This window comes from Tranquillimonas rosea, from assembly GCF_900111315.1.
Taxonomy (GTDB): domain Bacteria; phylum Pseudomonadota; class Alphaproteobacteria; order Rhodobacterales; family Rhodobacteraceae; genus Tranquillimonas; species Tranquillimonas rosea.
In genome coordinates, this window is sequence record NZ_FOGU01000003.1 from 100,617 (window position 1) to 125,985 (window position 25,369).

Genomic DNA, 25,369 nt, shown 5'->3' on the forward strand with positions numbered 1-25,369 from the left:
ACGCGTTATAGACGAAAGTAACGCCAAGGAAACCGACATGAAACAAGCATACAGCTACCTTCGAATGTCGACAGACGTCCAATTAACTGGCGATAGCCTACGCAGGCAGCTAGAAGCCAGCCGCGTCTATGCCGAGCAGAATGGCTATCAGTTAGTGGACAACTACAAAGATATCGGCGTTAGTGCGTTTAAAGGCGACAACGCCCAAAGCGGCGCCCTGAGCAAATTTCTTGCCGACGTTAAGAGCGGCAGGATCCCACAAGAAAGTATTTTAATCATCGAATCACTCGATCGCCTAACCAGAAGCAAAATAACTGATGCGCTCGAACTATTCTTTTCCATCATTAATAGTGGAATTGGGATCGTAACACTATTTGACAACCAGTATTACACAAAGGAAAGCATCGACGACAATACTGGGCAAATACATATTTCTATAATCGCAATGATGCGGGCAAACGAAGAGTCGGAAACAAAATCGAAACGCCTGCAAGCGGTCTGGAAGAAAAAACGAGATGAAATCTCCGAAATACCGATAACCAGTAAAGCGCCCTCGTGGCTGCGCCTAACTGACGATCGACGTAGCTTCGAAATTATCGAACATCGCGCCAAAACAGTTCAGAAAATTTTCGATCTCTATATTGGCGGCTTGGGCGTCTACGCAATTACAAAACATTTGAACTCCGACCTAGAAAACCACCCACCAATCGCAAAGGCCAAGCATTGGAACAAGTCATACGTAAACAAGATACTGAAAAACGAAGCAACAGTCGGAACATTCCAGCCACACAAAAAAAATGACGGCAAGCGAACGCCCGAAGGTGGCCCGGTTGAAGACTATTTCCCTCAGATCATCAGTATTGAAAAATTCACACGTGCGCAGCTCCTTATGAAGGAGCGACGAACGACCGGAGCCGGGCGGAAAGGAACTGAGTTCTCAAACCTATTCTCGCGCCTCGCATACTGCGGGAACTGTGGCGGCACAATGATCTTTCGAAACAAGGGCCGCCCGCCGAAGGGACAAAGCTATCTTCTTTGCCAAAACTCATACCAAGGGAACGGCTGCACCTGCCCCCATTGGCGATACGACGAATTCGAGAATAGCTTTCTTCGCCTTATTTCGGAGATCGATCTAAATGAACTTGAAAGCGAATCCAACGAGAACGCCGCCCATAAATCAAGCCTCAAGGAGAGGCGGGCAGTACTACAAGCAAAAATTGACGAGGCCGAGTCGAAGATATCCAATCTGAGTGAAAATTTAGGACTCCTCACCAACCCAACAGCCGCAAAGACTGTAGCACAAAAAATAGATGCCACGCAGTCCATGATAGATGAAGCCGAAACTAGCATTAAGCAAATCAACAGTGAACTCTTCCGGCTGGACCACACACGACCATCGAAAGCAACTAACAGTACTCTCAAGCATTACGAGGATCGCTTAACAGGCACGACACCTGAGGAAGCGAAAATATTCCGAGCCGAAGTTCACGCCCTACTACGAGACTTGATTGAGAGGATTGAGGTTTTCAACGGCTTCGAAGTTCACCCGAGCGACGTTCCTGATCTCGTTCCGAATCGTCTCCTGTATCAACTCGCACAAGAAGGGTACACCGAAAGTAAACAGCTTGAGCAGCTATTTGAAAGCGACTATGGGAAGCGCCGCCTAGACGAATTTGAGAGAAACTACGTGGTCAAGTTCCGGAACGGAACTCACAGACTGGTTTGGCCGGGCCTTGGGGGCACCATGCAGACTATCAACGAGTTCACTCTAAAAGCGAAGGAAAAGCATGGTTACGCCTGACTCTTGCTTTCACGGCAGATCACACTCTGCTCGCCCGCACGGTATGCGGCAACTCTTTTGAGACCAACAAGGCAAGATGACGCTTCCGACCGCCAGCCGAATCACAAACCCTTGCTCTTCAGAGTCTACGAACAGGCATGCAGCACGCCCTACCGAACGAGTTTTATCTAACGTTTCATTCAACGCATTCGAACTAGTGTCAGGGCAAAGGCATGGTCAACCCTTACAAACGCCCTAACAACTCGCCACGGTGAAGCGCGGTGCAACGGCGGCCATAGGTTAGCCGTCGAACCGACAACTTCGACACGAAGAATCGCACCACTCGTTCTGGGCCAACCCACGCCGAAGCGCCACCCAGCCCAACGATTCTGCTTTGTTGCGCATCATTGGCCGACAACTCAAACGTAAGCGCGGGTTCCGGCCCGTCGCTGTCCGCGAACAAAATGCGCAAAGAACCCTCAATGCGGTGCTTCGTGTCACGGCCTCAAAGATGCACCCGTTTGTGACTATTCGCGACAAGGCACAGGACAGCAGTGCCACTATGGGTATAGGGCTGGACAAAAAACCTCAACTCGATCATGTAATAATTGAAATTGAAATATGGTTTGGATTGACGATATGCACGCAGATCTTACAGCCCCTGAAATAAAACGAGAACTTTCTGAACTTCGCAGCATCTGCGATCAAATTCGCTCAAAAATATTAATGTATAACCCTCAACAACTCATTGGCGGCCTCTGGTCAACCATGTTGATGAGTTTAATCTCTAGATTTGATGACGAAGGCAATGGAAGCCTTCCAAACGTTACCGCCGATGAGAAACATGTCTTGTTCGCATTGGAATACCTCCACGCAACTTATGCAGCCGAAGGACTCCCCGACACCACCGCGTCAAAAACCGTCGACGACGTTATCCTTAAGGAACTTCTTGAGTTATCTGAAAAGGCGATCACACAAGCTTTTCGTCTTGGCTTTTCTTCTATTTCAGAGCATCTCGATAACGAAACCACAAGCCTTTATCAACTACAATCCACGATTCTGACGAATTGGGTCTTGATACGTGGCAGGCGATATCCGGTCATGGAAGAGGAGTTCCTCAATTATGTTCTCCAGCCTCATGACGCTATCATCCGAGAACTGTATGACATTTCCGCGCCAGACCTTGCTAAGGAAATACAGGCGGCTGCTGCCGCGGCTCGAGAAGGAATTGATCGAGCAAGAGACGTGATAGAAAGGTTATTGCAAAAAACGACGGACCAAGCCGATTCTGCTGAAACGAGCATATTGGCCATCTTAGAAGGCGGTGGCAATATGACCGACGAAGACCGCGAACAGCTATCTAGTGCATACGATGACATGATGCTTGGCGGTATTTTCAACGTAAGCAAGCAAACCAGTATTCCACATGATCTACTTGCAGACCTATGCTATGAAGCAGGCTCCGAAGATCAGTTCGTAGATGGATCCGATTTTTCCGGAACGCCACTTCAGACGCTACCAGCACGAGTTCGCCCCCTAGTTAAGATCGACGGTGACTATTTCTGTACTGAACCAAATTTTATACGAGACTCACTGTATCGCGCTTTACAACGGGCAATTATAGCGCGCAGACCAGAGTATCGGGAGGATTGGAACCGCCGGCAGAAAGAGATGTCGGAAGCAGCCTTTGCTGAATTGATGAAAAGCAGCCTCCACACGGCAAAAGTGTTCTCCGACGTTTATTACCCCATTGGAAAGAAGAAGTGGGCCGAGACCGATGGCGTCATCTTGATCGATGACGTAATGATCTGCTTGGAAGCAAAGGCGGGAAGTGAGTCTCTTGCCGCGCCATCGTCAAATATGGCGTCTCACGTCAACAAGATCGAAGAACTTGTGATCAAGGCTTACCGTCAGGCCAAACGTTTTATCGAATATATTTATGCATCGGATGAAGCCCCACTTTATACAAAAGGCGATGACGGAACCTTCGTTGAGGTTGCACGGGTCAGAAAGGCCGAACTGCGGAAAGTCTATCCAATTGGTCTTACGGTAGAAGCGTTCTCTCCGTACTCGGCTGCTGTAAAGGAAAGAGATGACGTGATTGCAGCCGCCGATCAACATAACTTCATCTCATTGTCTATCGATGATCTGTTCGTATTGCGACGGTTGCTAAGTGGCGCAGGAGAGTTCCTACACTATTTGGACGTAAGGCAGGCGCTGGCTGGTATGAAAAATGTAAATCTTTTCGACGAGATGGATCACGTAGGAGCATACATCTCAAACAACCGTATCGATCAACGTGTCAGACAAATGGTTGAAGATGAGGGTGCAGATTATATCACCATCGACGGCATGCAGGAAGATATACTGGATCCCTACTTCACCCATCCTGAGTGGCCGGATTGCCAGCCCCCCACCCAGAAGTATCCTGTCCGGACGCAAGAAGTTCTCGATGGGCTAGCCACTACTGCACAACCGGGCTGGCTTTCGGGAGACAGCTTCATTCGTGACATGTCGGGCGAAGGTCGGGCGCAAATATCCAACCAATACGAGAAAGTACTTCCCAATCTTGCCCATAAAGTCTCAACATACTTTGCCGTTGGCGGTGAGATTACGGCCGTGTTTGCCCTCATAAGAGACAATGTCGATCCGGTCACGACGGATGTAATCCGAATCGCTGAAACAATCGCAATTTCTTTGAAGCAGCCAAATATTCGACTATTCGAGATCAGTGTGAGGCCAACTGGGAATGTTGTTGGAGTTGTCAGCAAGTCTGTGACTGCTCCGCCCGCTGTCAGGCAAGACTACGCCGAATTGCTGGCTGATGCCGAAAAAATTCGTAGCAAGATGTTCGCTCTATGATCAAGGAAACCTTTGCTTTTGCGGATGACGGCACTGGGCAGACAGAATCGTTTTTAATTTTCGCACGAGCCCAAGCAATGCTGGCCACCTTCGACCTTCGCATCGGGAAATTTCATCCTGCGAAAGTGAAGCAAGCCTAACAGGCGGTCCAGCGTCTTGAGAACCTCTACCCTTTCGAGACATCGCCCTTGGACACGATCTTGCGTCTTACATGGGTTCAATATTGCATTTTGAGACGAATCTCATTAAGGTCTAGAGGTATTTGCAACGAGGAGACATCACTCGTTGAAGATTGGTTATCGAAGGGTTTCTTCCGAGGATCAAAACCTTGCTCGTCAGGAGTTGGGCGAGACGGACAAAGTTTTCGAAGAGAAGGTTTCCGGCGGCTCTTTCAAGAACCGCCCTGCCCTGCGACAGATGCTAGACTTCGCACGGGAAGGTGACGAAGTCATCGTGTTCTCGATCGACCGTCTGGCGCGCGATCTTCGCGACTTGCAGGAGGTCATACAGACACTGAACGACAAGGGTGTCGCCGTGACCTTCCTCACCGAGCGGTTGTCATTCACCGCAGACGCCGACGACGCGTTCGCCAAGCTACAACTACAGATGATGGGCGCCTTCGCTGAGTTCGAGCGCAGCATCATCCGGAAGCGTCAGGCAGAAGGCATCGCCAAGGCCAAGGCAAACGGGGTCTACAAGGGTCGCAAACCGTCCATAGACCGCAGCGAGGTCCGCCGACTGAAGGATGCCGGCTTTGGAGCCACGGCTATTGCCGACGCCGTCGGGGCTTCACGCGCGAGCGTGTACCGGGTGCTGGCAGAGAGGTCGCCCCGATGATCGATCAACAGCTACTCGACACTGTGGCGATTGAGGTAGCGCGCGAGGGCAAGAACTACGAGCGTCTGCTACAGGCGTTTGGCGAAATCGGCATGGCAGACGACGGCATGCTGGACCTTGCCCGCCAGCGCGTAAGGGATAACGGACCGGGCACCGATAAATGGTCCGCACCCCTTCTTTCCATGAAAGACATGAAGGCGATACGCAGCCGCGTGAACATTGATCGGAATGACGATTGGGACGGAGGCGGCTCCGAGAACTGAGATCGAAGGTCAAGCCTGCGGGTGCGTCTTGCCCGTTTGGGGAATGGCCGTTGCGCCGTCCGCATCACTGGTAGCAACAAGGGCTTCTCGCGCAAGTTCGGTTAGCCCATACCGCTCAACGTAGTCGAGCAACGCCTTCATGCAGGCTGCGTCAAACCCTTCAAGTCCCCGCGGTGCGCGCATTCTTGCCTCCCGTGTCACTCGACGCAAGTTCCTCGCAAGAACCGGTTAATGATCGGTTAACATAGCAAGACTGGGTATCGTTAAGGGCCAGTCATGGACGCGAGGTTCAACCGAGAGGACGAACGGAGTCAGGTGATCGCAAACTTGACGATCGCCCCCGGCGAAGCGCGGGATGCGCTCATCGAGGAATACCAGCGACGATCGGAAGAAGCCTTTGCGCCACAAACACTTAGGAACTATCCCCTGATAGTCGGCCAGTTCTGCCAGTGGTGCAACGACTGCGGACCACGACCGAAACTTTAATTATAATAATCATTACCTTTCCGGCCAAATCTGCCCCTCCCCTTAGTCTGGAAGAAACCAGTTATCGATTGTTATAACACGCTGCAAGGCAATTCTGGTAAGCTATATTGGCAAGAAGAATACATTTCTCTCTCGGATCGCCTTCAGATGTTATCTCGTTACAAGCCGCGACAGCCGCTTGATAACGACTATCACAGGCCCCGATACATAACACTCGTGACGCCGGAGAAGGAGTTGAGTTGCCATTACCAGAGATCACGGTCTTGCCCGAAATTAATCCACTATCTTGAATTATTTCTCGAATTGTATTCTGTGTCTCCGCTTCGAGACTCTGCCAACCGGGCAAGGAAATCGCTTCGTCCTGCGCCGGTACCGGAAGTGCGCCTGAAATCAGAAATACAACCGTTAACCTCAGCACATTCTTTAGCATAATGTTGCCCATTAAAAAATATGCACTACCAAGATAGCCCCTGCATTTGACGTGAGGAAAAGCACCTAGGGCAAAGGGCAGACGTCAACGCGCCGCTCCCAAGAACGCCTTCCGATGAATGAACTTATTCCGGCTTGTATCGCGTTGAATGCGAAGATGCTCTTTTCACACACACCGGTCTCCATCAGAGTCTTCACGCCTTCCATCATTGTAGCGGAAACTTCATCAAACGTCTTTTCAGATACTTCGCAATGATGAGCATCGAACTCCCAGTCATGCACAATGAAGGCTGGAACGTAGTTCCATGGTGAAAAGTCAGCGAGCACCCAACCAGCTCTAGGAATAGAGCCTCCGTCTGTGAACATTCGCGTTGGTGTAATCACATCTCCCGAACTTCTCTCGAATGAAAAATTTTCAGGCTGCCTTGGCATATACTCAAAAAGATCCGGCTCAACCCAACGAAGAAAAATTTTATCAGCACTATGGAAAGTACCCACCGGAGTATCATCATAGCTGCGAGGGTTATGATTACTGCCTTGGCGACTAATCGCATCTTTGATGCTGCTTTCACGAGATAGCGACCGCCGATATTCAATCTCCGCCCTCTTTGCTTCAAGAGCAATGCGATCCTCCGCATTCATTCGCAAGGCGCTCCAAATGAATTTAGCTAAAGATTTACTCAGATGCCCACCGTCGAAGAAGGATTTCGAATTCGTCTTTTTTCTTTAGCCCATTAAGCGCGTCAAAAATGCCTTCGATTTGACCAATATTGAATCCACAGTTCACATCTGGGAGCTGGCTATTCAGCCCACTATCTTTATCCATTCCGCTCAGGCAATGAGTACAGGACTTCTGGATGTCGCAAGCGTTGCACGCGTCATGCGAAAACCTGCTCGCAGAGCGCATAGCACTTGACAGAGACCCAGATCTGAAGCGCTTCCAAAATTTATCCGAAAGGATATTACCGTACAAAAACTCTTTCTGACTTGAAAAAACATAGCAGGATACCACGGCGCCATCTGGCTTTATTGTGATAATATCGCTTCCAACTCCACATAGGTTTTCGTCTTTTGCCGCGCTGGTAAGAGAATCTATTGCGTGTCGTGTTCTTTCCGCGCTGCCGGATTTCACATCCTCAAAGATCAAGTACTCGTAAAGCTCTTTCGTTTGCTCTCTAATAGCATCCTGATACCGGCTCTTGAATCCATTCTCGGGGAGCTCATTGATTGTTGGCTGATCCATTGGGTGTACTACAATCATTTCGAAATCTTTTGAAAAGTCGCTCGCGAGAGATTTATACAATGACAGCAATGAATACCCCTGCTCAACATGAAGAGGAGTAAAAACAGCTTCAAGCACACCTAACCGGCACCCATAACTAGCGAGTTTTTCAACGTTATTGCATATTTTATTAAACGTTCCTCGGCCGTTATTGAATCGGCGTTGAGCATCGTGTATGTCTTTTGGTCCATCAATACTGACAGTAATTCGTATAGAATGCTCAGTTAACATTCTGGCGATCTTTTCAGAATAGATCGTTCCATTGGTAATAATGTTGAAAGTCGGCTGCCTAGAAAGCAAGCCATCATCAAATGCACGACGCATCATAGTGCAAACTACATCTATGGCATCAGCTCCTAGCAGCGGCTCACCACCGAAGAACTTGACATGATTAATTTGATCGCAGTTCTGGACAACCTTCTCTACGATCCGCGCCGCGGCTTCCGCTGTAAGGATACGGGACGTCGGCTCAGAGGGAGCGCCATACATACCTCGATCCGCGAAACAATATGTGCAACCCATGTTGCATGTTGATGCGAGATCGAAAACGAGCTTTCGCACGGACGCGCTTGGTGTCGCCGGCCCCAAAAATTGTCGTTCCTTGGGGCTCAACGTGTCATACCAAGTGGCGTAGTGCGCCTGTGAGAAGCGAGGCATTTGCTACACAGCAGCGCCATTACCGCAAACAACCACTCCACAGCTACTGGCACGGGCATCAGCTGCTGCATTGACGTCCGCCTTCACCGTGCCCTCGAACGCCTTTGCAAGCCGCTCAATATCTTCAACGGTAAGGAAAACTCCGCGTTCGCTGGAGATCTTTTGCTCTGCCATAATAGACTCCCATGCTAATAACAAACACTATATCCTAGAATCAGTTTGATGGCTACAACTTTAGACACGCACCTACACGACCCTCCTCTAATACTGCTGAAGACGAGGACGAGATGGACGGATAATTGCCGCTGCGCTTGCAAGTCTGTACATTCTCCCGCCTCGCGCCCACCGAAGTTCGACCTAGACACGCAAGCCGGGAACTAGGCTTACTACGTGACCGACCTCTCCTGTTCCGGAGATCCCCACGGTCGATCGCATTGGGAAGCGTGAGGTTGTCACCGCGATCGAACGGCTCGGTGGGAGGCGGAAAGACTTGCGTGACAAGGCATTGCTCTGGCTCGCAACCGATAGCTGGTGCCGCGCTTCTGAACTGGTAGCGTTCAAGGTCCGGGACGTCACCCGACAAGAAGATGGTAGCAGCGTCCTTTTCGTCGCCCGGTCCAGAACGGATCCCTTCGGTGAGGGCGCCTATGCATTTCTCTCGGCACGCGGAACCGTCGACGTCTTGCGATGGATCGAAGTCGCCGTCCTCAGACAAGATGATCCGATACTAACGAAGTCCCAGAAGGGCAGTATGAAGACGCCTCTTGACCCAGCGAAGGCGTCACGGGTCAAAAGCGTTGCACGGGCCGGGCAGACGTTTCAGCGCACAGCACGCGCGTCGGTGGGGTTCAGGATGCCTTCCGGCTTGGTCGCGACTTGTCCTCGATCATGGTCGCCGGACGCTGGCGGTCACCAGAGATGCCGGCATTTTATGGACGACAGGTCCTCGCCAGCCAGTCGGCGGCGGCGCAGGTATCGCAGGCGTTTGACGATGAGGGCAACCCTTGGTGAGCTGGGGGAACTGCCCCGGTCAAGGCTCCACGAAGTTCAGGCTCGCAAACACGAAATCGCCCGAACGTCGTACGATCGTATCTTCCTCGCCTTGCGGAACAGCAGTGCTATTAACAAGGTCTGAAATCTGTTCGTCTGTGTAGCCGGCAACATCTGAGGCCAGAAACACGATGCTTTCAGCGTAGATGCCGCCCCAACACCATTTCTCGTATAACACTTCAAGATCGTCGATGTGGGCATCGGCTCGCAGTATAATGGTTGTATCGGATTCTCGCGGAATATTCTGAAACTGTTTTCTTACCATACTACCTTTCTTTTATCTTTTTTAGATCTTTTCATAGTTCAGCACGTTTTCTGGATAAATATCTACATGACCAAACAACATGGAGTGTAGATACATGCCAAAAACAACAAAAGCCGTTCACATGAACCTTGATGCTGACTTGGTGGACCGGCTGGATCAGCGCCGGACAGAGCAGTTGTCCCGAACGCGGCTAATCGAGAACGCGATCAGGTTGCTACTGGACCAACCCGACGGAACCTCATCCGGACAGCCGTCAACATGGCTCACGAGACACCTGCGGAAAGACGCAAGGTAGCCTCGTAATATCGATGAGATGACAGGACATAGCGCCCTGTCACCCATTACCGTGGCCCGTTACAGACCCTACTGGCTAAGAACTTCGGAACACCGCCTCAATGGCAGTGATACGGTTCCGAACCCGCGTGGCAGCACTGTCCCGCCGGCGAATCCTTCCTGCAACCCCCACCATGCTCAACGGCTTGATGGGAGAGGATCCCAGAGACAGAAGACGTGGTAGCCGCGTAGGCTGGCGCAATGGCTGTGAACAATCCGAACGAAACCACAGCAATTGTTTTCTCCATAATTAAACACTCCAATTTGTTTGGATTTTGAGAATGCTGTTATATCGTTCGATTATCAACAAGAAATTGTAACAACGTTACTTTATGAGAAAATCGTCAAGGCTCGCGCCGGCGTCCAACCGTTCTTGAAGCCACTTCGGTTTCCGACCCCGTCCCGAGTACGTCAATCCCGGTTGATCCGGATGTGCATACTTCGGCGGCAACTTCGCCCCCTTGGGCTTCCCCTTGTCGCCTCCCCTGAGATCGTTCAGCGAGTAACCGAACTCGGCGGCAGCCTTTGCCGCCTCTCGCCTTGCCTCTTCCAACTTGCGCTTCTCATACGACTTCAAGGCTTTGTCGACCTGCTTGCGAAGGTCCACAAGTTCGTCGCGGTTCATTTGATCAAGTTGTTTGTGCAACAGCCAAACCTCCGAACAGTGTGTAGAGACACAAAAAATATAGTGAGGCTGGAAATATCATCAACTGATTAAGAACACGAAATTGGATCTTAACAAACAACCCAGAAAATTTCACAATAGATACTTCATAGAAATCGCCGTTGGCGATTGAATGCGTTGCATTCGTTTCATTTATGACCTTTTATTACAAATATTCCTTATTTTAATAATTTCTTATTAATTGTTTGGGAGACACACTTCACCTTCCGACAGGTGAAGTGTGCCTCGGTCTTATTAACCGTCCCGGTCGCACCCTCCAATAGAGAAACCTGTATCACAACAGGAAAGGGCGGTCAGCCGGTCGCCTTTTATTCTCTGCTTCGTCCTGACGGTTACTCGAAACGAGCCATTGGAGCGACTTCGTTTGAGCATGAGGGTTACAGTGCAGCATTGCCCTCGTCACGGTAGGAATTTTTCGTCAGCCAGTCTACCTTTGCTGATAGCATGATCTTCCCGAAGGAAGCGGGTCCTATACTGAGTTCCACGGCCAAGTCGATGTGCAACTTGGACGTTCAACAGGTTTGACGTCCGTTTTATGGCTACGACGACACCGGGAGGAACCGTGCGTAGTACATGTATTTATACGACCCATGTGGCCCAGCGCCCTGTATCTCAAAGATTTTTCGCTGTTTTTGCAAGTTTTTCACGCGCCCGCTGTTGTAGAATTGACCACAACATGTTGCTGGTGGGCACGCCGGGGTCCGGCAAGTCGATGCTGGCGCAGCGGCTGCCCGGCCTGCTGCCGCCGCTTTCCGCCGCCGAGGCGCTGGAGACCTCGATGATCCACTCGCTCGCCGGCCTCTTGGACGAGGGCGGCATTTCACGCGCGCGGCCCTTCCGCGAGCCGCACCATACTGCCTCGATGGCCGCGGTGGTGGGCGGCGGCAAGGGCGCCAAGCCCGGCGAGATCAGCCTCGCCCACAACGGCGTGCTGTTCATGGACGAGTTCCCCGAATTTCCCCGCGCAGTGCTCGAGACGCTGCGCCAGCCGATCGAGACCGGCGACGTGGTGATCGCGCGGGCGAACGCCCATGTGCGCTATCCCTGCCGCTTCATGCTGGTCGCGGCCGCCAATCCGTGCCGGTGCGGCTATCTAACCGATCCCGCCCGCGCCTGTGCCCGCGCCCCGGCCTGCGGTGAGGAATACATGGCAAGGATATCGGGCCCCCTGCTGGACCGCTTCGATCTCCGGGTCGACGTGCCCCCGGTGAGCTTTGCCGACCTAGATCTCCCGGCGAGCGGCGAGACCTCGGCCGAGGTAGCGGACCGGGTCGCAGTGGCGCGGCGCCTGCAGGCACGGCGCTTCGAGGGGATCGAGGGCTGCGCGGTCAACGCGGATGCGACCGGGCCGCTGCTGGAAGAGGTCGCCGCGCCGTCGGACGAAGGGCGCACGCTGGTGTCCCGCGCCGCCGATCGGTTCGGGCTGACGGCCCGCGGTTATCACCGCCTGTTGCGCGTGGCGCGCACGATCGCGGATCTCGAAGGTGCAGACGCGGTCGAGGTGCCGCACCTGGCCGAGGCGATCAGCTATCGGTTTTCCGCCGAGGGTTAACCGCGCGAGTCGAGTCGGCCCTCGATCGCCTCCCAGATGCGGCCGGCGACGTTGCTGCCATCGAACCGCTCCATCTCCTGGATGCCCGTGGGCGAGGTGACGTTGATCTCGGTCAGCCGGTCGCCGATGACGTCGATCCCGACGAAGACCTGCCCTCGCTCGCGCAGGATCGGCCCGATCTCGGCGCAGATCTCGCGGTCGCGGTCAGTCAGTTCGGCCTTCATCGCCTTGCCGCCCACATGCATGTTCGACCGCGTCTCGCCCTCGGCCGGCACGCGGTTGATCGCGCCCACCGGCTCGCCGTCGACGAGGATCACCCGCTTGTCGCCCTTCGTCACAGCGGGCAGGTAGGCCTGCGCGATCAGCGGCTCGCGGTTGATGCCGGAGAACAGCTCGTGAAGGCTGGCGAGGTTTCGGTCGCTGTCGGTCAGGCGGAACACGCCCGCGCCGCCGTTGCCGTAGAGCGGCTTGAGAATGATGTCGCCATGCTCGGCCTTGAAGTCGCGCAGCGTGCCCAGATCCCGCGCGATCAGGGTCGGCGGGATCAGGTCGGGAAAGCGCAGGACCAGCAGCTTCTCGGGGAAGTTCCGGACCCAGAACGGCTCGTTCACGATCAGGGTCTCGTCGGCGACGAAATCCAGAAGATGGGTCGAGGTGATATAGCCCATGTCGAACGGCGGGTCCTGCCGCAGCCAGACGACGTCCATGTCGGCAAGGTCGACCTCGCGCCACGCGCCGAAGCTGACATGGTCACCGCGGACCCGCTGCAGCTGCACGTCCCGTCCGCGTGCGACGACCCGGCCCTCGCGCCAGCTCAACGCCTGCGGTCCGTAGACGAACAGGCTGTGCCCGCGGGACTGGGCCTCTTCCGCCAGCCGGAACGTGCTGTCGGCGTCGATGTCGACCGACTCGATCGGATCCATCTGGAAAGCGACGTTCAGGGCCATGGCGCATCCTCTCTCTTCGGCGCGACCTACATGGCCCAGCCGCCGGGCGCGCGCAATGCAATGCGCGCGATCAGAGGAACGCGTTCTCGACGATCTCGATCCGTCCCGCGCCGTCGACCAGCGCCACCTCGAACCGCATGTCGGTGTCGAGGCCGCGCTCGTTTCCGGCGACGTATTCTCCGGCCGCCGCGTAGATCCGCTCGATCTGGCGGCGTCCGATCCGATCGGCTGCCCGGCCGTGGCTGCAGGCCGCCTTCACCTCCACAAAGACCATCGTGTCGCCCTGCCGCGCGACGATGTCGATCTCGCCACCACGGCCGCGCCAGCGGCGATGGGCTATCTCGTGGCCACTGCGCCGGTAGTGCGCGGCGACCTGCTCTTCGGCAGAGAGCCCGGCATGGTATCCTACAGCCCCGCCCGGCATCCTACATCTCCCCCAGTCTGAGCGCGGCCTGATACACCTCGCGCTTGGGCAGGCCGAACGCCTCGGCCACGCTGTTCGCCGCATCCTTCACACGCATCGTCTGCAGGGCCTCCTTCAACGCCGCTTCCATGTCCTCAGCGCTGGCCGCGGCGCGGTTGCGATCGACGACCAGCACGACCTCGCCACGGGGTGGGTCGTCCGAGACGCCCGCCGCCAGCTCGGCCAGCGACCCGCGGCGCACTTCCTCGAACTTCTTTGTCAGTTCCCTGCAAAGCGCCGCCTGCCGCTCTTCCCCGAGGATATCGCTCATTTCCATAAGCGTTCGTGAACACCGTTTCGGCGACTCGAACAGCACGAGCGTCGCCGGCACGTCCTGCAGTTCGGTCAGCGCCGCGCGGCGCGGACCGGCGGCGCTTGGCAGGAAGCCCGCGAACAGGAACCGGTCGCTCGGCAGGCCGGACAGGCTGAGCGCGGCCAGCGCGGCCGAGGGCCCCGGCGCCCCGGTCACCGGCAGACCGGCCGCCACCGTCTCACGCGTCAGGACGAAGCCCGGATCGGCCACCAGTGGCGTCCCGGCGTCCGAGGCATAGGCAACCGAGCGGCCCTCGCGGATCATCTCCAGCAGCCGCGGGCGCACCGAGGGGCCGTTGTGGTCGTGATAGGCAATCAGTGGACGATCGCTCAGGCGGATGCCGTGGATGTCCATCAGCTTGCGCGTGGTGCGGGTGTCCTCGGCGGCGATGACGTCGGCCGAGGCGAGGATGTCGAGGGCGCGCAGCGTCACGTCACGTGCATTTCCGATCGGAGTCGCCACGAGATAGAGCCCCGGCGCGAGGGGGCGGATTTCGGCGGGCATCGCTTGGTCCTGTTCGGGGGTCGATTTACACCGGCGGATCGTCGGCATAGGCTCTTCACCGACGCTTGAACGCCCCTTGTCTCGGAGCCCGCAGATGTTCGCCTCTTTCGCCGCCCTTCGCAACCCGCTGGGCCGCCTCGCCTTGCTGCTGTCCTTCCTCGCAGCAGCCGCCTGTACGCCGATGGCGCCGATGACGGGGGGCAATTCGGGGCAGAGAATCGACCCTGGCGCGCCGGTGCAGGTGGCGCTGCTGGTCCCGCAGAGCGCGTCGAACGGCGGGGCCTCGATCTCGCAATCGGTCGAGAACGCCGCGCGGATGGCGGTCTCGGACCTGAACGGCGCGCAGGTCGACCTGCGAGTCTACGACACCGCCGGCGATCCCTCGACCGCCAGCGCGGCCGCCACCCGCGCCGCCGACGAGGGCGCCAAGATCGTCATCGGCCCGGTCTTCTCGCAGGCGGCGAACGCCGCGGGCGTCGCCCTGGCCAACCGTGACGTGAACATCCTGTCGCTGTCGAACAACACCGCCATCGCCGGCGGCAACGTGTTCGTCCTGGGCAACACCTTCGCGAACACGGCGAACCGGCTGGTCAGCTATGCCGCGCAGAACGGCCGCTCGAACATCTACGTGATCCACGGCGAGGATTCGGCCGAGATCCAGGGCCGCGACGCGATCGTGCAGGCGATCAACGCCTCGCGCGCCAATCTCGCCGGCACCGGCAGCTTCCCGCTGAGCCAGCAGGGTGTCGAGAACGCCGCGCCCCGCCTCGCCCAAGAGGCGCAGGACGCAGGCGCCGACGCGGTGTTCCTGACCTCGGGCAGCGAGGGCGCGCTGCCGTTCCTCGCCGACCAGCTGCCCGCCGCGGGACTGTCGCCGCAGACCACGCGCTACATCGGCCTGCAACGGCTCGACGTGCCGTCCAGCGCGCTGCGGCTCGACGGCCTGCAGGGCGCGTGGTTCGCGCTGCCCGATCCGGGCCGCGTCCGCACCTTCGAGCAGCGCTATGCCGACACCTACGGCAGCGTCCCGAATCCCGCACTCGGCACGGTCGCCTATGATGCCGTGGCCGCCGTCGGCAGCCTCGTCGCCCAGGGGAACGCGAACGCGCTGTCCCGCCGGGCGCTGACCCAGCGCCAGGGCTTCCAGGGCGCCGGCGGCGCATTCCGCCTGCAGCCGAACGGTACCGTCGAACGGGCCCTCGCCGTCGCCCAGATCCAGAACAATCAGGTGGTTGTCATTGACCCTGCCCCAAGCGGCTTCGGCAGCGCCGGTTTCTGAACCGGCCCCCCCGGACGACACCCATCGCGCGCCGGACAGCTTGATCTGTCCGGCGCGCCACATCTTCGACACCGCAGCCGTGACCGCGGCCATCGACCGCGACGCGGCCGACGGTACGCCGGTACGGCAGGCCGCGGTCGCGCATCTGCGCGACGCGCTCGCGGCGGGACGCGAGGCGATCGCGACCGCCTTCGCCGCCCGCCCCTTCGCGGCGCGCGAGGCGGTCTCGTCCTATTCCTACCTGACGGACCGCGTCGTCGCGCTGGTGTTCGAGCTGGCCACGACCCGGCTGCACGCCAATCCCACGCCGACGGAGGGCGAGCACCTGTCGGTCTTCGCCGTGGGCGGCTATGGCCGCGCCGAGATGGCGCCGTTCTCGGACGTGGACCTGTTGTTCGTCTCACCGTGGAAGCTGACACCGTGGGCCGAGAGCGTCATCGAATCGATGCTCTACATCTTCTGGGACCTGCACCTGAAGGTTGGCCATTCCAGCCGGACGGTGAAGGAATGCCTGCGGCTGGGGCGCGACGACTACACCATCCGGACCGCCCTGCTAGAGCATCGTTTTCTCGGCGGCGACGCGGCGCTCGACACCGATCTGAGCGAGAAGCTGTGGTCCGATCTCTTCGAGGGCACCGGCTCGGATTACGTCGAGGCGAAGCTCGCCGAGCGCGAGCAGCGCCACCGCAAGCAGGGGGGACAGCGCTATATCGTCGAGCCCAACGTCAAGGAGGGCAAGGGCGGCCTGCGCGACCTGCAGACGCTGTTCTGGATCGCCAAGTACGTGAACCACGTCCAGGACGCGGCCGACCTCGTGGACAAGGGCCTGTTCACACAGGACGAGTTCGACGAGTGCATCGAGGCCGAGAACTTCCTGCTGGCCGTGCGCTGCCACCTGCACCTCATCGCCGGGCGCGCAATGGATCAGCTGACCTTCGACATGCAGATCGAGGTGGCCGAGCGCATGGGCTTCGTCGACAAGGGCGGCCGCCGCGGGGTCGAGCATTTCATGCAGGCCTATTTCCGTCACGCGACGACGGTGGGCGAGCTGACGCGCATCTTTCTCAGCGCGCTCGAGGCCGACCACGTCCGCAAGGCGCCCAGGCTCAAGAGCATCCTTCGCCGCCCGCCACGGACGCGCAAGGGCTTCCGCCGGTTGCAGAACCGTCTCGCCTTCGACTCCGACAGCCGGATCTTCGACGACCCGCTCTACATCCTGCGCATTTTCGAAGAGGCGCTGCGGACCGGGCTCTTCATCCATCCCGACGCGTTGCGCCAGATCGCCGCCAACCTCCGGCTGATCGACGATCCGGTCCGCCGAGATCCCGACGCCGCGCGTATCTTCTTCGACCTGCTGCTCAAGTACGGCAACCCAGAGCGCGGCCTGCGCCGCATGAACGAGATCGGCGTGCTGGGCGCCTACCTGCCGGAATTCGAGCGCATCGTCGCGATGATGCAGTTCAACATGTACCACCACTTCACGGTGGACGAACACATCATCCAGTGCGTCTCGACCCTGTCGCAGATCGAGCGCGAGGAACTGGTCGAAGAGCTGCCGATCGCCAGCCGCATCCTCAAGAACGGCGTCGATCGCAAGGTCATGTATATCGCGCTACTGCTGCACGACATCGGCAAGGGCATGACCGAGGATCACTCGGTCGTGGGCGCCCGCATCGCGCGCAAGGTCTGCCCGCGCCTCGGCATGAAGCAGGCCGACACCGATACCGTCGAATGGCTGGTGCGGTATCACCTGCTGATGTCCGACATGGCGCAGAAGCGCGACCTGGCCGATCCCCGCACGATCCGCGACTTCGCCAAGGCGGTGCGCACGACCAAGCGGCTGGACCTGCTGACGGTGCTGACCGTCTGCGACATCCGCGGCGTCGGCCCCGGCACCTGGAACAACTGGAAGGCGCAGCTGCTGCGCACGCTCTATTCCGAGACCGCCCATGCGCTCGAGAACGGGCTCGAGGCGCTCAACCGCGAGACGCGCGGCGCCGAGGCGCGGCGCCAACTGCGCGAGGCGCTTTCAGACTGGGACCGCGCGACGGTCAAGCGCGAGACCAAGCGGCACTACCCGCCCTACTGGCAGGGCATGGACACCGTGGCGCACGTCACCTTCGCGCACATGCTGCGGGGGCTGGGCAACGGCGACATCCGCATCGACCTGACCCCCGACGAGGACCGCGACGCCACCCGCGTCTGCTTTGCCATGGTCGACCATCCCGGCATCTTCTCGCGCCTCGCCGGGGCCCTGGCGCTGGTCGGGGCGAACGTGGTCGACGCGCGGACCTACACGACGAAGGACGGCTTTGCCACGGCGGTCTTCTGGGTGCAGGACATCGAGGGCAGCCCCTACGACGAGGACCGTCTGCCGCGCCTGCGCTCGATGATCGAGCGCACGCTGCACGGAGAAGTCGTGGCGAGCGAGGCGCTCGAGAGCCGCGACAAGATGAAGAAGCGCGAGCGCCCGTTCCGGGTGCCCACCTCGATCACGTTCGACAATGACGGCTCGGAGATCTACACGATCATCGAAGTCGACACGCGCGACCGCGCCGGGCTGCTCTACGACCTGACGCGCACGCTGGCGAATGCCAACATTTCCATATCGTCGGCCGTCATCGCGACTTATGGCGCGCAGGTGGTCGACAGCTTCTACGTGAAAGACATGTTCGGTCTAAAGATCCATTCGGCGCAGAAACGCCAGAGCCTCGAGAAGAAACTGCGCGAGGCGATCGACAAGGGGGCCGAAAGGGCGCGGCGCTGATGCAGCCAATCAGATTGATCCGGGGCTTCCTGACCGTCGGGGTCTGGACGCTTGCAAGTCGTGTGCTGGGCTTCGCGCGCGACATCATCATCGCGGCGACGCTGGGCACCGGTCCGGTGGCCGAGGCGTTCCTCGTGGCCTTCGCCCTGCCCAACATGTTCCGCCGCTTCTTCGCCGAGGGCGCGTTCAACATGGCGTTCGTCCCGATGTTCTCGAAAAAGATCGAGGCCGGCGAGGATGCCGAGGGCTTCGCGCGGGAGGCGTTCGCAGGGCTGGGCACGGTGCTGATCGTGTTCACGCTGGCCGCGCAGGTGGCGATGCCGGTCCTGGTGCTGGCGATGGCGTCGGGCTTCGTCGACGACCAGCGCTTCGACCTCGCCGTGCTCTATGGCCGGATCACCTTCCCCTATGTCCTGTTCATCTCGCTCGCGGCGCTGCTGTCGGGGGTCCTGAACTCGGTCAACCGTTTCGTCGCGGCGGCGGCAGCGCCGGTCCTGCTGAACATCCTCCTCGTCGGCTCGATGCTGGTGGCCGGGTGGCGCGGCTGGCCCGTGGGCGACGCGCTGGTCTGGATGGTGCCCGTGGCTGGCGTGGCGCAGCTGGCGCTCGTCTGGGTCTCTGCCGCCCGCGCCGGATTCCGCATGCGCCTGCAACGGCCGCGCTGGACGCCCGAGATGCGCCGGCTGGTGGTGATCGCGGGTCCCGCGGCGCTCGCCGGCGGCGTGATGCAGGTGAACCTGCTGGTCGGCCGGCAGGTGGCGAGCTTCTTCGAGGGCGCCGTCGCGTGGCTCAGCTACGCCGACCGGCTCTACCAGTTGCCACTGGGGGTGATCGGCATCGCCATCGGGGTCGTGCTGCTGCCCGACCTGTCCCGCCGCCTGCGCGCCGACGACACCGAGGGCGGCCGACACGCCTTCAACCGGGCCGCCGAGATGGCGCTGACCCTGACCGTGCCGGCCGCGCTGGCCTTCCTGGCGGTCCCGGCGGCGCTGGTCTCGGTCCTGTTCGAACGGGGGCAGTTCGACGCCTCCGACACGCAGGCGACGGCAATCGCGCTGGCAGTCTACGGTGCCGGCCTGCCCGCCTTCGTGCTACAGAAGGTGCTGCAGCCACTCTACTTCGCGCGAGAGGATACCACGACGCCGTTCAGGTATGCGCTGGTCGGGCTGACGGTGAATGCCGTCGTTGCCATCGGACTGGCGCCGGTGCTGGGCTTCGTCGCCGCCGCGATCGGCACGACGCTGGCGGGATGGACGATGGCGGTTCTGCTGTGGCGCGGCAGCCGCGCGATGGGCCCGGCGGCGATGCCGGACGACCGTTTCCGCCGCCGCGTCTGGCGCATCCTCGCCGCCTCGGTCGGAATGGCCGTCGTGCTGGGCCTCGTGGCCCGCGCCGGTGCGCCGCTGCTCGAATCGGACGCCTGGCGCTATGGCGCGCTGGCGCTGCTGGTGACGCTGGGCATGGGCGTCTACTACCTGCTCGGCACGCGTATGGGGGCCTTCGCCCTCTCGGACATCCGCGGGGCGGTGCGCCGCTGATCAGCGCTGCCGCAGCTTCTGCATCACGCGGCCGAAGCCGCCGGGGCTGACAACGAACGACAACAGGAAGCCGGTGACGAAGCCGGCGACCTCGGCCACCCACCAGTTCGAGGCTCCGAACAGAAGCCCGAAGACCAGTTGCAGCCCCAGCAGCACGCCGATCAGCGTGAAGGCGCGCAACCGGTTCTCACCGGCCGCGCCCAGCCCAGTCCACATCAGGAACGTGTAGGCGCCGATCAGGCCGTAGACCGCCGGGTATCCCCCGACCAGCGCATTGGGATCGTTCATCAGCAGCGCATACGCCAGCGCCCCGGCCGCGGCCGAGCCGAAGAACACCGCGAGGAGCGCGAGCGGATGAAAGATCTCGCCCACCATCTTGCCGAGCGCCAGCAGGAAGACCAGTACGAACAGCACGTGGGTGAACGCCAGGTGGATGAACGGATAGGTCACCATCCGCATCGCCTGGTCGAGTGGCCAGGTGCCGGATTCGAGCATCCGGTCGAAGATCTGCGGCGAGAAGGCGAAGCGATTGATCAGGTCGACACGCCAGCCGATCGCCTCGGCCCCGCCCAGAAGCCCGCGCGAGGCGAGCGACAGGACGGCCTCGATCCCGAAGATCACCACCGCGAGCGCCACCACCACGGGCGGCATCGGGTTGAACGGGGGCGCTGTATGCGGTTGGCTCATCGGCGCGGCCTTTCTTGACGCTTTCCGGGCGCATGGGTAAGCGAGCCGGACAGTATTTTCCAGCACGGGAGTCCCCCATGGCCGAGCGCAGCTTCGCCCCGCGCGTGTTTTCCGGCATCCAGCCTTCGGGCGGGCTGACCCTTGGCAACTATCTCGGGGCGATCCGTCGCTTCGTCGAGATGCAGGACGAGGGCGGCTACGAGTGCATCTATTGCATGGTGGACCTCCACGCGATGACCGTCTGGCAGGATCCGGCGGCATTGACCCGCAACACCCGCGAATTGTGCGCCGGGTTCATCGCCAGCGGCATCGACCCGGAAAAGGCGGTCCTGTTCAACCAGAGCCAGGTGCCCGAGCACGTCCAGCTTGCCTGGATCTTCAACACCGTGGCCCGCATGGGCTGGATGGGCCGGATGACCCAGTGGAAGGACAAGGCCGGCAAGAACGCAGAGAACGCCTCGCTCGGGCTGTTCGCCTACCCGGCGCTGATGGCGGCGGACATCCTCGTCTACCACGCCACCCACGTCCCCGTGGGCGAGGATCAGCGACAGCACCTCGAGCTGACGCGGGACATCGCGCTGAAGTTCAACTACGACTACGAGACCGAGTTCTTCCCGATCACCGAAACCGTCACCGAGGGCGCCGCGACGCGGGTGATGTCGCTTCGCGACGGTTCGAAGAAGATGTCGAAGTCGGACCCGTCCGACGCCAGCCGGATCAACATGACCGACGACGCCGACGCGATCGCGAAGAAGATCCGCAAGGCGCGGACCGATCCCGATCCCCTGCCCGAGACGCTCGACGGGCTCGAGGGTCGGCCCGAGGCGCGGAACCTCATCAACATCTACGCCGCGCTCAGCGACATCTCGGCCGAACGGGCCATCGCCAATGTCGCCGGGCAACAGTTCAGCCAGTTCAAGCCGATGCTGGCCGAACTCGCGGTCGAGAAGATGGCGCCGATCTCGAACGAGATGGCCCGCCTGATGGAACAGCCCGACGAGATCGACGCGATCCTCGCCCGCGGCGCCGAACGCGCCCGCGGGATCGCCGAGCCGATCCTGAAGGAGACCTATCGCATCGTCGGCCTCGTCGGCGCCTGACGCGTCACGAAACTGACGTCTCCGTCCGGTAGGGGTGAGTACGGCGCGCCCTGCTCTCCCCAGCGTCCCAAGGGCGCGCGACAGGGCCGAAGGTCCCCACCCTGCGCAACCGTCCCGCGCGGACGGACGGCCCCGAGACATGGTCCCCGGCTCCGGCCGGGGGCCTTTTGCGCACTGGCGCACAGAAGATGGCCTTTTCCGGATATTTATGCGCGAGCCAAGAGGTGTAATTTCCTTGGCATCGCATCCCAGGAGGGCGCTTAGATGTCAGCACCGGCAGAAACACGTATCGGCCACGTCCACCTGAAGGTGGCCGACCTCGACCGCGCGGTCGCGTTCTATCGCGACGTGCTGGGCTTCGAGCTCATGCAGCGCATGGGAGATCGGGCAGCGTTTCTCTCGGCCGGCGGTTATCACCACCATATCGGCCTGAACACGTGGGAGAGCGAGGGCGCCACGCCGCCGCCGCCGGGCCATACGGGCCTGTTTCACCTGGCGGTGCTGTATCCCGACCGCGCCGCGCTGGCCCGCGCGGTGCAATCCGTCCTCGACGCCGGGATCCGGCTGGACGGCGCGTCCGACCACGGCGTCAGCGAAGCCGTCTACCTGCGCGATCCGGACGGCAACGGCGTAGAGCTCTACCGTGACCGCGCGCGTGCCGCCTGGCCGACGGATGCCGATGGCGGCCTCGCGATGGTCACCCGGCGGCTGGACCTCGCCGCCCTGCTGGCCGAGGTCGCCTGAGCCGCACGGCCCCGCTGGACGCGATTGCCCGCCGGTGGTTTAACCACTCTCCAAGGGCAAGAGAGCGACGGCATGGCGACAGGCAAGAACATCCGGACCTATTTCGAGGGGCGCTGGCATGAGGGCGACGTTCCCGTCATGCGGGCGGCCGACCACGGCGCATGGCTGGGCACCACCGTGTTCGACGGCGCCCGCTACGTGAACGGGCTGGCCCCCGACCTTGCCGCCCACTGCGCGCGGACCAACCGTTCGGCCGAGGCCCTGATGATGACGCCCAGCGTCTCGCCGGAAGAGATGGAGGCGATCGTCTGGGACGGGCTCGCGCAGTATCCGCGCGAGGCGGCCGTGTATGTCCGCCCGATGTACTGGGGGATCGAGGGTGGGCACCTGGCGGTGATGCCGGGCGACGCGCCCGCCGGGTTCTGCATCTGCCTCGAAGAGGTGCCGATGGCGCCCGACGACGCGACAGCCAATCTCACCACGACCAGGTTCCGCCGGCCGGTTCTGGACGACGCGGTCGTCAATGCCAAGGCGGGCTGCCTTTATCCGAACAACGCGCGGATGCTGGCCGAGGCGCGGCGCAAGGGATACGCGAACGCGCTCGTGGCCGACGCGCTCGGCAACGTGGCCGAGGCCGCCACGGCGAACGTCTTCATGGCGCGCGACGGCGAGGTGTTCACGCCGATCCCGAACGGCACCTTCCTGGCCGGGATCACCCGCGCGCGCCATATCGCCAACCTCCGCGCTGACGGCGTGACGGTGCACGAGGCGGTGTTGACCTTCGACGATTTCCGCACCGCCGACGAAGTCTTCCTGACCGGCAACCTGATGAAGGTCACGCCGGTGTCCGAGTTCGACGGCACCCGGTATCAGGTCGGTGCCATGAGCCGCCGCGTGCGCGACCTCTACTGGGACTGGGCCCACTCGGAGCCGTGACATGATCGCCCTCGCCCGTGCCTGCCTTGCCTGCATCGCGCTGGGAACGGGCTGGGCGAACTGGACGGTGCTGGCGACGCATCCCTTCGCGCAGCCCTTCGTCGAGCGGGGCAGCCACGAAATCGACCTGGCCGTCGACGCCGCCCTGGCGCGGCAGGTGGATGCCGACTGGATCGCGCGACGGCTTGAACGGGAGTTGTCCGAAGCGGACCTCGAAGGCGCCCGTCAGACGGCGGCCTTGGCCCGGCAGCGCGACCTGCCGATCGCCCCCGAACAGGCCGCTGCGCTGGACGCGCTGGAGCGTGCCGAGACCGGCCTTGCCGCCTGCGCAGGCTGCGCAGCCGATCCGGCGACCTGCCCCGACCTCGACCTCGTGCTCAAGTGCAACCTGCCGGTCGAGCTTACACCGCTCGGGGATATCGGCGCCCTTGCCCGCGCGGGCCGCGACTGGGCCACGGGGGACAAGATCGACCGCGTGGACGTGGCGCTGGCCACCGCCGGGCTCAGCGCCAGCGCGCTCGCGCTCGTCTCGGGCGGCAGCAGCCTGACGGTCAAGGCCGGCAGCGCGACCCTGCGGACCGCGCGCCGGGCCAGGGCCCTGAGCCGCCCGATGGAGGCCTACCTGGCCCGCACGCTGCCCGCCCTTCTGCACCTGGACGCGCTGCCCCGCGTCGCGACCGGCCGGGCCCCGGCCGAGGCGCTGATCGACACCGCGCGGGCAGCGGCCCTGGGGCGCATGGCCGACGACGTGGTCCGTCTCGCCGGCAACACGTCGCGCGCCGACGCGCTGGCACTGATGCGGTATGCCGACGGGCCCGACGACGTGGCCCGGCTTGCCCGCGTGTCCGACGCGGTGGGCGAAGGGACGCGGCCCGCGCTGCACGCGCTCGGCAAGGCGCGGGTGTTCCGCCTGATGACGCGGCTGTCCGACCTCGCGCTGCTGGCTATCGGGCTGATCGGCCTGCTGCTGGCGCAGCTTCTCTCGCTCGTGCTCTTCGCCCTGCGCCGGGCGTTGCCGAAGCCGGCTCGCCGCCGCCCGCGCCGCCGGATCGAACCGACGGTGCGCCCCGGTGGACAGCCCGCACCCCCTCGTCCATGATCGCGCGGCAACGGGAAGGCAGCGTCCATGCGCAAGTTTCTGGTGATCCTCGACGATAGCCGCGAATGTCTGAACGCGATGCGGTTCGCCGCCATGCGCGCCGCCAAGACGGGCGCGGGCGTGCAGATCCTGTCGGTGATCCCGCCCGAAGAGTTCAATCACTGGATCGGCGTGGGCGAGATCATGCGCCAGGAGGCTCGCGAGCGGATCGAGGCGCATTTCGAGGTGTTCGCCAAGTGGATGCGCGACCGCCAGGGCATCGACCCCGAACTCGTCATCCGCGAGGGCGAGGCGGTGCCGGAAATCCTCGACCAGGTGCAGGCCGACGACGCGATCGGTGTGCTCGTGCTGGGCGCGAGCGACGAGAAGGGCGGCCCCGGCCCGCTCGTCTCGCAGCTGTCGCGCAACGCGGGCAGCCTTCCCGTGCCGGTGACCATCGTGCCCGGTCAGCTGTCGAAGGAGCGGCTCGAGTCGATCACCTGACCGCGATGCCGGCACTTTAGAACAGTTC

General features: G+C 60.6%; 22 protein-coding genes and 1 pseudogene. 14 read left to right on the plus strand and 9 right to left on the minus strand.

The genetic code is table 11. The features are described 5' to 3' along the window. Window positions 1–37 precede the first annotated feature (37 nt). From BMZ25_RS05605 to BMZ25_RS05615, 5 genes are all read left to right on the plus strand, one after another. Window positions 38–1,801 (plus strand): recombinase family protein, encoded by a 1,764-nt coding sequence (locus BMZ25_RS05605; protein WP_092689849.1) that lies wholly within the window; start codon window positions 38–40, stop codon window positions 1,799–1,801. 618 nt (window positions 1,802–2,419) lie between these two features. Next, entirely contained in the window at window positions 2,420–4,642 is a 2,223-nt protein-coding gene (locus BMZ25_RS20395; RefSeq protein ID WP_143071493.1) for an NERD domain-containing protein, read from the plus strand. Next, window positions 4,639–4,782, plus strand: a complete 144-nt coding sequence (locus BMZ25_RS20735; RefSeq protein ID WP_177190395.1) for a hypothetical protein — start codon at window positions 4,639–4,641, stop codon at window positions 4,780–4,782. The genes BMZ25_RS20395 and BMZ25_RS20735 overlap by 4 nt, the downstream gene beginning before the upstream one ends. Before the next feature lie 145 nt (window positions 4,783–4,927). Then, a complete protein-coding gene (locus BMZ25_RS05610) occupies window positions 4,928–5,479 on the plus strand; it encodes a recombinase family protein (RefSeq protein ID WP_092689852.1) in 552 nt (183 codons plus the stop codon). Continuing rightward, window positions 5,476–5,742, plus strand: a complete 267-nt coding sequence (locus tag BMZ25_RS05615) for a hypothetical protein (RefSeq protein ID WP_092689857.1) — start codon at window positions 5,476–5,478, stop codon at window positions 5,740–5,742. The genes BMZ25_RS05610 and BMZ25_RS05615 overlap by 4 nt, the downstream gene beginning before the upstream one ends. A 981-nt stretch (window positions 5,743–6,723) precedes the next feature. Here the strand turns inward: BMZ25_RS05615 and BMZ25_RS05620 are convergent. From BMZ25_RS05620 to BMZ25_RS05640, 5 genes are all read right to left on the minus strand, one after another. Further along, the gene (locus BMZ25_RS05620; protein WP_092689862.1) at window positions 6,724–7,299 is read right to left on the minus strand and encodes a DUF1353 domain-containing protein; all 576 of its coding nucleotides are present in this window, start codon (window positions 7,297–7,299) and stop codon (window positions 6,724–6,726) included. Between the two features lie 34 nt (window positions 7,300–7,333). Continuing rightward, window positions 7,334–8,596, minus strand: coding sequence for a radical SAM/SPASM domain-containing protein (locus BMZ25_RS05625; RefSeq protein ID WP_092689864.1), 1,263 nt, complete (start codon window positions 8,594–8,596; stop codon window positions 7,334–7,336). Between the two features lie 3 nt (window positions 8,597–8,599). Then, window positions 8,600–8,770 (minus strand): hypothetical protein, encoded by a 171-nt coding sequence (locus BMZ25_RS20740; RefSeq protein ID WP_177190397.1) that lies wholly within the window; start codon window positions 8,768–8,770, stop codon window positions 8,600–8,602. A gap of 856 nt (window positions 8,771–9,626) precedes the next feature. Then, entirely contained in the window at window positions 9,627–9,911 is a 285-nt protein-coding gene (locus tag BMZ25_RS05630) for a hypothetical protein (protein WP_092689868.1), read from the minus strand. A gap of 658 nt (window positions 9,912–10,569) precedes the next feature. Continuing rightward, window positions 10,570–10,890 (minus strand): H-NS histone family protein, encoded by a 321-nt coding sequence (locus BMZ25_RS05640; RefSeq protein ID WP_092689874.1) that lies wholly within the window; start codon window positions 10,888–10,890, stop codon window positions 10,570–10,572. A gap of 715 nt (window positions 10,891–11,605) precedes the next feature. Here BMZ25_RS05640 and BMZ25_RS05645 point away from each other — a divergent pair. Next, window positions 11,606–12,481 (plus strand): annotated as a pseudogene (locus BMZ25_RS05645) (YifB family Mg chelatase-like AAA ATPase); the annotation flags it as partial. Here BMZ25_RS05645 and gshB read toward each other — a convergent pair. The 3 genes from gshB to rsmI all read right to left on the minus strand — a co-directional run bounded on the left by gshB (window position 12,478) and on the right by rsmI (window position 14,708). Beyond that, window positions 12,478–13,428, minus strand: coding sequence for a glutathione synthase (gene gshB / locus BMZ25_RS05650; protein WP_177190398.1), 951 nt, complete (start codon window positions 13,426–13,428; stop codon window positions 12,478–12,480). The pseudogene BMZ25_RS05645 and the gene gshB overlap by 4 nt on opposite strands. 70 nt (window positions 13,429–13,498) lie before the next feature. Then, window positions 13,499–13,852: a YraN family protein gene (locus BMZ25_RS05655; RefSeq protein WP_092689879.1), complete on the minus strand. Its 354-nt coding sequence runs from the start codon at window positions 13,850–13,852 to the stop codon at window positions 13,499–13,501. 1 nt (window position 13,853) lies between these two features. Continuing rightward, entirely contained in the window at window positions 13,854–14,708 is an 855-nt protein-coding gene (gene rsmI, locus BMZ25_RS05660) for a 16S rRNA (cytidine(1402)-2'-O)-methyltransferase (RefSeq protein ID WP_092689885.1), read from the minus strand. 94 nt (window positions 14,709–14,802) lie between these two features. Between rsmI and BMZ25_RS05665 the strand changes: the two genes are divergently transcribed. Genes BMZ25_RS05665 through murJ form a run of 3 tightly spaced genes read left to right on the plus strand, consistent with a single transcriptional unit; the run spans window position 14,803 to window position 20,292 of the window. Further along, window positions 14,803–15,987, plus strand: coding sequence for a penicillin-binding protein activator (locus tag BMZ25_RS05665; RefSeq protein WP_092689892.1), 1,185 nt, complete (start codon window positions 14,803–14,805; stop codon window positions 15,985–15,987). Further along, complete coding sequence (locus BMZ25_RS05670; protein ID WP_092689895.1) at window positions 15,947–18,754, plus strand: [protein-PII] uridylyltransferase; 2,808 nt, start codon at window positions 15,947–15,949, stop codon at window positions 18,752–18,754. The genes BMZ25_RS05665 and BMZ25_RS05670 overlap by 41 nt, the downstream gene beginning before the upstream one ends. Continuing rightward, window positions 18,754–20,292, plus strand: coding sequence for a murein biosynthesis integral membrane protein MurJ (gene murJ / locus BMZ25_RS05675; protein WP_092689898.1), 1,539 nt, complete (start codon window positions 18,754–18,756; stop codon window positions 20,290–20,292). Before BMZ25_RS05670 ends, murJ begins: the two co-directional genes overlap by 1 nt. On the opposite strand, the gene BMZ25_RS05680 is transcribed toward murJ, so the two are convergent. Continuing rightward, entirely contained in the window at window positions 20,293–20,979 is a 687-nt protein-coding gene (locus BMZ25_RS05680; protein ID WP_092689902.1) for a rhomboid family intramembrane serine protease, read from the minus strand. A gap of 77 nt (window positions 20,980–21,056) precedes the next feature. Here BMZ25_RS05680 and trpS point away from each other — a divergent pair, with 77 nt between their 5' ends. The 5 genes from trpS to BMZ25_RS05705 all read left to right on the plus strand — a co-directional run bounded on the left by trpS (window position 21,057) and on the right by BMZ25_RS05705 (window position 25,341). Next, window positions 21,057–22,079, plus strand: coding sequence for a tryptophan--tRNA ligase (trpS, locus tag BMZ25_RS05685; protein WP_092689907.1), 1,023 nt, complete (start codon window positions 21,057–21,059; stop codon window positions 22,077–22,079). Window positions 22,080–22,343: 264 nt separating this feature from the next. Further along, a complete protein-coding gene (locus BMZ25_RS05690; protein ID WP_092689910.1) occupies window positions 22,344–22,823 on the plus strand; it encodes a VOC family protein in 480 nt (159 codons plus the stop codon). A 72-nt stretch (window positions 22,824–22,895) separates the two neighbouring features. Next, entirely contained in the window at window positions 22,896–23,759 is an 864-nt protein-coding gene (locus tag BMZ25_RS05695) for a branched-chain amino acid aminotransferase (protein ID WP_092689913.1), read from the plus strand. Window position 23,760: 1 nt separating this feature from the next. After that, window positions 23,761–24,858, plus strand: coding sequence for a hypothetical protein (locus BMZ25_RS05700; RefSeq protein ID WP_092689916.1), 1,098 nt, complete (start codon window positions 23,761–23,763; stop codon window positions 24,856–24,858). A gap of 27 nt (window positions 24,859–24,885) precedes the next feature. Beyond that, on the plus strand, window positions 24,886–25,341 hold the full coding sequence (locus BMZ25_RS05705) for a universal stress protein (protein ID WP_092689919.1): 456 nt from the start codon (window positions 24,886–24,888) through the stop codon (window positions 25,339–25,341). The last annotated feature ends 28 nt before the right edge of the window (window positions 25,342–25,369 follow it).

Bases quoted from the DNA above. Each gene is read 5' to 3' on its own strand.
- BMZ25_RS05605 (WP_092689849.1), top strand. From the start codon at position 38: ATGAAACAAGCATACAGCTACCTTCGAATGTCGACAGACGTCCAATTA.
- BMZ25_RS20395 (WP_143071493.1), top strand. From the start codon at position 2,420: ATGCACGCAGATCTTACAGCCCCTGAAATAAAACGAGAACTTTCTGAA.
- BMZ25_RS20735 (WP_177190395.1), top strand. From the start codon at position 4,639: ATGATCAAGGAAACCTTTGCTTTTGCGGATGACGGCACTGGGCAGACA.
- BMZ25_RS05615 (WP_092689857.1), top strand. From the start codon at position 5,476: ATGATCGATCAACAGCTACTCGACACTGTGGCGATTGAGGTAGCGCGC.
- BMZ25_RS05620 (WP_092689862.1), bottom strand. From the start codon at position 7,299: ATGAATGCGGAGGATCGCATTGCTCTTGAAGCAAAGAGGGCGGAGATT.
- BMZ25_RS05625 (WP_092689864.1), bottom strand. From the start codon at position 8,596: ATGCCTCGCTTCTCACAGGCGCACTACGCCACTTGGTATGACACGTTG.
- BMZ25_RS20740 (WP_177190397.1), bottom strand. From the start codon at position 8,770: ATGGCAGAGCAAAAGATCTCCAGCGAACGCGGAGTTTTCCTTACCGTT.
- BMZ25_RS05630 (WP_092689868.1), bottom strand. From the start codon at position 9,911: ATGGTAAGAAAACAGTTTCAGAATATTCCGCGAGAATCCGATACAACC.
- gshB (WP_177190398.1), bottom strand. From the start codon at position 13,428: ATGGCCCTGAACGTCGCTTTCCAGATGGATCCGATCGAGTCGGTCGAC.
- BMZ25_RS05655 (WP_092689879.1), bottom strand. From the start codon at position 13,852: ATGCCGGGCGGGGCTGTAGGATACCATGCCGGGCTCTCTGCCGAAGAG.
- rsmI (WP_092689885.1), bottom strand. From the start codon at position 14,708: ATGCCCGCCGAAATCCGCCCCCTCGCGCCGGGGCTCTATCTCGTGGCG.
- BMZ25_RS05665 (WP_092689892.1), top strand. From the start codon at position 14,803: ATGTTCGCCTCTTTCGCCGCCCTTCGCAACCCGCTGGGCCGCCTCGCC.
- murJ (WP_092689898.1), top strand. From the start codon at position 18,754: ATGCAGCCAATCAGATTGATCCGGGGCTTCCTGACCGTCGGGGTCTGG.
- BMZ25_RS05680 (WP_092689902.1), bottom strand. From the start codon at position 20,979: ATGAGCCAACCGCATACAGCGCCCCCGTTCAACCCGATGCCGCCCGTG.
- trpS (WP_092689907.1), top strand. From the start codon at position 21,057: ATGGCCGAGCGCAGCTTCGCCCCGCGCGTGTTTTCCGGCATCCAGCCT.
- BMZ25_RS05690 (WP_092689910.1), top strand. From the start codon at position 22,344: ATGTCAGCACCGGCAGAAACACGTATCGGCCACGTCCACCTGAAGGTG.
- BMZ25_RS05695 (WP_092689913.1), top strand. From the start codon at position 22,896: ATGGCGACAGGCAAGAACATCCGGACCTATTTCGAGGGGCGCTGGCAT.
- BMZ25_RS05700 (WP_092689916.1), top strand. From the start codon at position 23,761: ATGATCGCCCTCGCCCGTGCCTGCCTTGCCTGCATCGCGCTGGGAACG.
- BMZ25_RS05705 (WP_092689919.1), top strand. From the start codon at position 24,886: ATGCGCAAGTTTCTGGTGATCCTCGACGATAGCCGCGAATGTCTGAAC.